Source organism: Brevundimonas sp., assembly GCF_035626975.1.
In the GTDB taxonomy this organism is placed as follows: Bacteria; Pseudomonadota; Alphaproteobacteria; order Caulobacterales; family Caulobacteraceae; genus Brevundimonas.
The window spans coordinates 1-6,614 of record NZ_DASPMQ010000021.1; the positions used below are offsets into that span (position 1 = coordinate 1).

The following is a 6,614-nucleotide window of genomic DNA, read 5'->3' on the forward strand; positions in this document are numbered from 1 at the left end:
GGCGGTGATCTCGTCCAGCGCGGCGGCGGTTTCCTCCAGCGAGGCGGCCTGCTGCTCGGTGCGGCGCGACAGGTCGTCGGCGGCCTGGCTGATCTCCCCGGCCCCCGAACGGATGGCCGAGACATTGGAGACCACCACCGAAATGGCCTCCTGGAGCGACTCCATCGCCGTGTTGAAGTCGTCGCGGAGCTGGACGTATTCGGGAGGAAGATCGCAATCCAGCCGGTAGGTGAGCTCGCCTTCCGCCAGGCGCGACAGGGCGACGCCGAACGACTGGACCACCAGGGTCTGCTGCTCGCGGATGGCCGCCTCGCTGGTGGCCTTCTGCTCCCGGTCAGCCCGGGCCTTGGTCTCGACGAGTTCGGCGTCGGCCTTGATCTTGGCGATGGCGGCGTCGCGGAAGACGATCACCGCGTCGGCCATCTCGCCGAGTTCGTCGCGGCGACCAACAGCGGGCACCTCCGTGGCGTGGTCACCTCCGGCCAGGCGGCGCATGGCGGAGGTCATCGACTGCAGGGGGCCGGTAACGCCCACGAGGACAAAGCGCGTCGTGAACGCCATGATCCCCAGCGCAATCAGGCCGATGCCGCCCATCACCATCATGGAGATGTCGAAGGCCTTCTGGGCCGCCAGGCCGTCTTCCCGGGCGACGCGGATCTGCAGGTCGACCAGCGCGCCGATCGAAGCGGTCACCGGGTCGATGGCGTCGTAGAGTTCCTGGTCGGCAAACGCCTCGAGCGCCGCAATGTCGCCCGCGCGCAGGATCGTTTCCAGCCGGACCACCGCGGCGTCCGCCGCCGGCAGATCGGCCGTGACCCTGGCCACGAGGGTTTCCTCCTCGGGCGTCATGCGGGTGGCCGTGTAGGCGCTCCAGTTCTGCTCGATGGCCTCCCGGGCCTGGGCGACGCTGGCCAGGGCCTCCCGGGTGTCGAAGGCGCCGGAGCGGGTCTTGTGGACCGTATCGACGATGTTCACCGCGTACATGTCGCTGGCGATCTTGAGTTGCTGCAGGGGCACGACGCGGTCGGCGATGATCGACTTGATCTGCCCGCCGGCCGTCGTCGCCGACATCCAGCTGCTGCCGCCGATCGCAACCAGGCCGACGCCAAGCGCGACCAGGCAGCCGATGAGTCGAGTCTTGATGGTCCACTTCATCCGTCAGTCCCCCCGTACACTGGGCGCCTTCGACCACGGACCGGAGCTCACCCAACGATCGAGGGTTTAGCGGCCCCGGTCATGAAAGACGGTTTAACGCCGGTATGCGTAATATTCCTCAGTGAGCGGCGCATACTCTCGCAACCTTTCGGGCGAACAACGGACGGCGTATTCACCACACACGGACCTCGCATGTCGTCGAGACCTCGCCCCGCATTCCCGTGTCTCAACCTCGTGGCGCCGGTCCTCGTGGGGGCCCTTCTGGCGTCCGCCGCGCCCTCCGCCGCCCAGGATCGCGACGCCCCGCCTGTCGCGTTCAATGCGGCCGTCTCGAGCGACTACGTGTTCCGCGGCGTTAGCCAGACCCAGGGCGATCCGGCGATCTCGGCCGGCGTCGACGTGGGAGACGCGGTCTACGCCGGCGCCTGGGCGTCGAACGTCGATTTTGGCGACGACACCGCGGCCGAGGTCGACCTCTACGCCGGCGTCAGGCGCGAGTTCGCCGGATGGGACTGGGATGTCGGGGCCTTCGGCTACCTGTACGTCGATCCGCCGACGGACGCCGACTACGACTATGCGGAGATCAAGGTCGCCGCCTCGCGCGCGGCCGGCCCCGCCACGGTGGGCGTCGCCGTCTGGTGGTCGCCGGACTTCTTCGGCGCCACAGAGGACGAGGCGACCTATGTGGAGGCGAACGCCGCCTTCGACCCGGCTGACCGGTGGACCGTATCCGGAGGCGTGGGACGACAGTACGTCTCCTCGGATCTCGACTACACGACCTGGAATATCGGCGCCGCCTATGACCTGACCGGGCATCTGACCCTGGACTTGCGATACCACGACACCGACCAGCACGGCTTCGGGACCGCGTATGACGGTCGCGCGGTCGTCAGCCTGAAGGCCGCATACTGACCCGCGCCTCCCAGGCTCCGGCGCGCTGAACCAGACCGGCGAGGGGCTCGCTCCCACGCCAGCGCCCGCTATCAATGCCGGTCCGGCGGGCCCCGGCGTTGGGTCGCTCTTCCTGACCGCCGCGCGGGGCGCGGGTCGCGCCGGGGCCGGCCGCGCGCCCGGGCCCTCCGTCGCAGCCCGCGTGGGGTACGTTCGGCCAGGGCATGCCCGCGTGGGCCCGGCCGTTAACCATGTTTGGTGAATCAGAATCGGAGTGTATGGAACGGACAGCGCGTGTTTTCGCGTCCGTAGGCTTGCCTGTTGTCATCTTTGTCGTCTGTAATCCCGGCGCTCTGGGCGTCCGTCCTGGCGATCCTGCGGCGCCGCGGCGGGGGCTTCGTGGTGGCGATCGCGGCGGTCTCGGTCGCGGTGCTGCTGCGCGGGGCGTTCGAGCTCGTCGGCCATTTCCACTACCTGCCTATGGTGCCGGCCGTGGTCGCCACCGCTGCGGTCGGCGGCCGCAGGGCCACCGCGTTCGCGATCGCCCTGGCCATCGCCGCCAATCTGCCTCTGGTCGCCCGGGTGAGCGCCCTCGAAGCCGCCGTTGACGCGACCCTGTTCGTGCTGGTGACGTGGCTGATCGCCGAACTGTGCTGGAGTCTGCGCGCTTACCGCCATCGCACCGGTGAACTGTCGCGTCGGCTGGCCCATCGCGAGGAAATGCTCGAGACCATCCTCGCCTCCATGCCGGTCGTCGTGCTGGATCGCGCCGGCCGAATCCAGTTCCTGACCCCGTTCGCCTGCACCTTGCTGGGAATCGCGGAAGCGGACGCGACGGGTCGGGCTTTCGGGTCGATCGTCGATGACTTCGATCTCGCGGACTTCCATACCGGGCGCGAAGCCCTCGCCGGCGAGAACGATCGCGCCTGGACCTGCCGCCGCGGCAACGGAACCGTTCCGCTGAGCATCCAGGCCGGATTCCTGCCGGGGGACTATGCGAACAGCCACGCCGTACTCTGTCTGGCGGACCTGACCCAGGCCCATCTGGCTGACGAACGGGCCCGGGACCTGCACACCCAGCTCAACCGGGTCTGGCGTCTGAACTCGCTGGGTGAAATGGCCGCATCCCTGGCTCACGAGCTCAACCAGCCGCTGGCCGCCGCCGCCACCTATCTTCAGGTCAGTCAGATCGACGTCGAGAAGGCCGGACTGATGGGCGAAAGCGCCAGCCGGACGATCGATCTCGCCAAGGTCCAGTTGCTGCGCGCGGGCGACATCATCCGGCGCATGCGCGAACTGCTCGCCCACGAAAGCCGGAGCCTCGGCGTCGAGCGGGTTTCCTCAATGGTGGCGGACCTCAAGGGCGTCTTCGGCATGATCGAGCGGGCGGGCGCCGTGCGGGTCGAGATCGGCCTGGACGGCGCCAACGATCGGGTGAGAGCGGAGCGGATCCAGTTCCAGCAGGCAATGGTCAACCTCGTCCGCAACGCCGCCGAGGCCGTCTCGGACCGACCCGACGCGCGAATCTCGATCATGGGGTGCGCGGTGTCCGACGAGCGCTACGAGGTTCGGGTGGAAGACAATGGGTCCGGCATCCCCGCGGAGGAGCTTGAAACCATCTTCCGGCCGCTGATGACCACCAAGACCGGCGGCATGGGCCTCGGCCTTTCTGTTACGCGGACCATCGTAGAAAGCCACGGCGGCGTCCTGAAAGTGGAGGACAGCGCCCTGGGCGGAGCCGCCTTTTCATTCAGCCTGCTGCGGGAACAGGAGCTTGAGGACGCATGAGCGACCATTCCGTGTTCGTGATCGACGACGACGAAGCCATCCGGGATTCCGTCCTCTGCCTTCTGCGCGCCCACGGCGTCCGCGCGCGGGCTTTCGCCAGCGGCGTCCATTTCTTCGACAATCTCCCGGACGTGCCGTCGGCGTGCGTCATAACCGACGTGCGCATGCCCGGGATGGACGGCGCCGAGGTGGTCCGGCGGTTGAAGGCGCTCAAGGGGGACGCGTGGCCCATAGTGGTCATTACGGGACACGCCGAGGTGCCCCTGGCCGTTCAGCTGATGAAGGCGGGTGTGGTCGACTATATCGAGAAGCCGTTCGAACCGAACAGGCTGCTCGAAGTCGTGCGCGGCAGCTTCGCCCACCTGGACGACCTGTTGCTGCACAGGGCTGAAGTCGAGGTCGCGGCCCGACGGCTGGCGCGCCTGACGCCCCGCGAGCGGGAGGTCTTTCAGGCCCTGGTTCAGGGGCGCACGAACAAACACATCGCCAATGACATGCAGATCAGTCCCCGAACGGTGGAGATCTTCCGCGCGAAGGTGATGGAGAAGATGGAGGCTGACACCCTTTCGGCGTTGATCCGGGCGGGACTGAAGGTGGCGCCGGGCTACGCGGCCGATGCCTTCGCGAGGACCTGAAGGTCGGCCCGGATTTGCCGTGGAACCGGGCGTTCCAGACGTCGGGACTGTCGGATCATCCCCTCGGCCCCAGCCCGTCATGGCGTCGTTCCCGCCGCCCGGGCGCCCGATCCGCAGCGCCGTCAGACCGCTGATGTAGGTAACCATACGTATTCTGCGGTTTAGAATATTTATTCAGACACCGGGCCAATCGGGATGAAATCATCCTGGATAGACCGATGCCTTTTTACCCCGCCACCGTTTCCCGCCGCGCCCGGTTCACCCGGCTGCCGATCCTCGCCGGGCTGCTCGCGGTCTGCGCGCTTCCGGCCGCGGCGGCCGCCCAATCCTTCGAGGGCCAGGTCGGCGTCGCCAGCGAGTACGTCGGCAAGGGCCTCGGCAAGAGCGACGGGGAGCCGAGCGTGTCCGGTTCCGTCGAGGTCGGGAGCGGCGGCTTCTACGCCAGCGTCTTCGCCTCGACCGCGAAACTCGGCTCGGGCGCCGACGCCGAGGTGATCAGCGCTGTCGGCTACCGGCCCGAGTTCGCCGGCTTCGAGTTCGACCTGCAGGTGATGAACCGGGATCTGCCGGGCAGCAATCCGGGCTACGACAGAAACTATTGGGAATACCAGGCTGACGCCTCGCGCAAGCTGGGACCCGTCAGCACCCGTCTGCGCGTCAACTATACGCCGGACGGCGCCGGCTCCACGCGGGAGGCCTGGTGGATCGAGCTGCAGGGCGGCGTCGCCCTCGACAGCAAGACAAAGGCGACGGCGGCCGTAGCCGATCGCCTGGCGGACGGCGGCGCCGAATACGTCGCCTGGAATGCCGGTATGAAGCGCAAGCTCACCGACAACGTCACCCTCGACGTCCGTTGGTTCGACACCGACGGCCACAGCTTCGGCGAGGCCTACGAAGGCCGCCTGGTCGGCTCTCTCGCCCTGTCTTTCTGATCCCGTTTTCGCTGCGTCCGCCGCCCGCTATCGAAGGAAAACCACCGTGTCGCTCACCAATCTGTCCGTCAGCCGAAAGCTCGCCGTCGCCTTCTCCGCCGTGCTGCTGGCGATCGCCGCCATGGGCGGGGTCATCTTTCCCAACCTGAACGCCATCCAGCACGCAGGCGTGAACCGGGCAAACGCCAACCAGGCGATGCGCGATACGGCCCTGGCTGAGCTGAAGCTGGGCCGGCAGGAGAACAGCTTCCGCGGATACCTGATTTCGGGCGACCCCTACTACCTGCAGCGCCTCGACGCCCACCGCGCCGACTTCAAGAAGGCGCTGGATGATCTGCGCAACAGGGCCGACGCGGATGTGGACGCCCGGGCGAATGCGACGGAGGCCGCGGCGGATGAGTGGTTCGAGAAGGCGGTGGTGCCCGGCGGCCGACTCGCGGCCAACCCGGCCACCCACGCCCAGGCGCTCGCCATGGTCGGCCGCGACAGTGTCGCCGACGAGTATATCGGCAAGGCGGAAGATGCGATGGACGCCATCAAGACGGTCAACGCCGCGCACCTCGACGCGGCCATAAAAGACCAGAAGGACGCCGGCCGGAACGCCCTGATCGCGCTGATTGTCGGACTGGCCGCCGCCACCTTGATCGCCGTCGGGGCCGGCTGGGTCATCACGCGCGCCCTGGTCAAGCCGATCCAGAACCTTATCGGCGACATGCAGCGCCTGATGGCGGGAGACACCTCGATCGAGGTTTCGAGCGCCCGGCGCAAGGACGAGTTCGGTCAGTTCGGAATAGCCATTCTCGCCTTCCGCGACGCCGCGGTGGACAAGCTGAGGGTGGAGGCCGAGGCCGTCGCTCATCGCGAGGCGGCCGAGGCCGAACGGGCCCGTAACGAGGCCGAGAAAGCCCGGGCCGCCGAGGAAGACCAGATCGCGATCACGGCCTTGGGCAATGGGCTGGCGGCCATGGCGGCCGGCGATCTGACCCACCGGTTCACGGCCGAGGTGGCGCCCAGGGCCGCTCGCTTGAAGGAGGACTTCAATCGAGCCATCGAACAGCTCGAGGAAGCCATGTCGGTGGTGGTCTCCAATGTCTCGGCCATCCGTTCGGGGGCCGGGGAGATCAGCCAGGCCGCCGACGACCTGTCGCGCCGCACCGAGCAGCAGGCCGCCTCGCTGGAGGAAACCGCCGCCGCGCTGGACGAGATCACCGCC

General features: G+C 67.9%; 6 protein-coding genes. 5 read left to right on the forward strand and 1 reads right to left on the reverse strand.

Annotation, left to right across the window (positions count from 1 at the left end; genetic code table 11):
* On the reverse strand, nucleotides 1-1,155 hold a 1,155-nt coding region (locus tag VEB62_RS06315; RefSeq protein ID WP_324796911.1), incomplete at its 3' end, for a Tar ligand binding domain-containing protein.
* Nucleotides 1,156-1,389: 234 nt separating this feature from the next.
* Between VEB62_RS06315 and VEB62_RS06320 the strand changes: the two genes are divergently transcribed.
* The 5 genes from VEB62_RS06320 to VEB62_RS06340 all read left to right on the forward strand — a co-directional run.
* Nucleotides 1,390-2,067: a TorF family putative porin gene (locus tag VEB62_RS06320; RefSeq protein ID WP_324796914.1), complete on the forward strand. Its 678-nt coding sequence runs from the start codon at nucleotides 1,390-1,392 to the stop codon at nucleotides 2,065-2,067.
* A gap of 309 nt (nucleotides 2,068-2,376) precedes the next feature.
* Complete coding sequence (locus VEB62_RS06325) at nucleotides 2,377-3,834, forward strand: sensor histidine kinase (RefSeq protein ID WP_324796916.1); 1,458 nt, start codon at nucleotides 2,377-2,379, stop codon at nucleotides 3,832-3,834.
* Complete coding sequence (locus VEB62_RS06330) at nucleotides 3,831-4,469, forward strand: response regulator transcription factor (RefSeq protein WP_324796919.1); 639 nt, start codon at nucleotides 3,831-3,833, stop codon at nucleotides 4,467-4,469. The genes VEB62_RS06325 and VEB62_RS06330 overlap by 4 nt, the downstream gene beginning before the upstream one ends.
* Before the next feature lie 218 nt (nucleotides 4,470-4,687).
* On the forward strand, nucleotides 4,688-5,401 hold the full coding sequence (locus VEB62_RS06335; protein ID WP_324796921.1) for a TorF family putative porin: 714 nt from the start codon (nucleotides 4,688-4,690) through the stop codon (nucleotides 5,399-5,401).
* A 46-nt stretch (nucleotides 5,402-5,447) separates the two neighbouring features.
* The coding region (locus tag VEB62_RS06340) for a CHASE3 domain-containing protein (RefSeq protein WP_324796923.1) at nucleotides 5,448-6,614 on the forward strand (1,167 nt) is incomplete at its 3' end.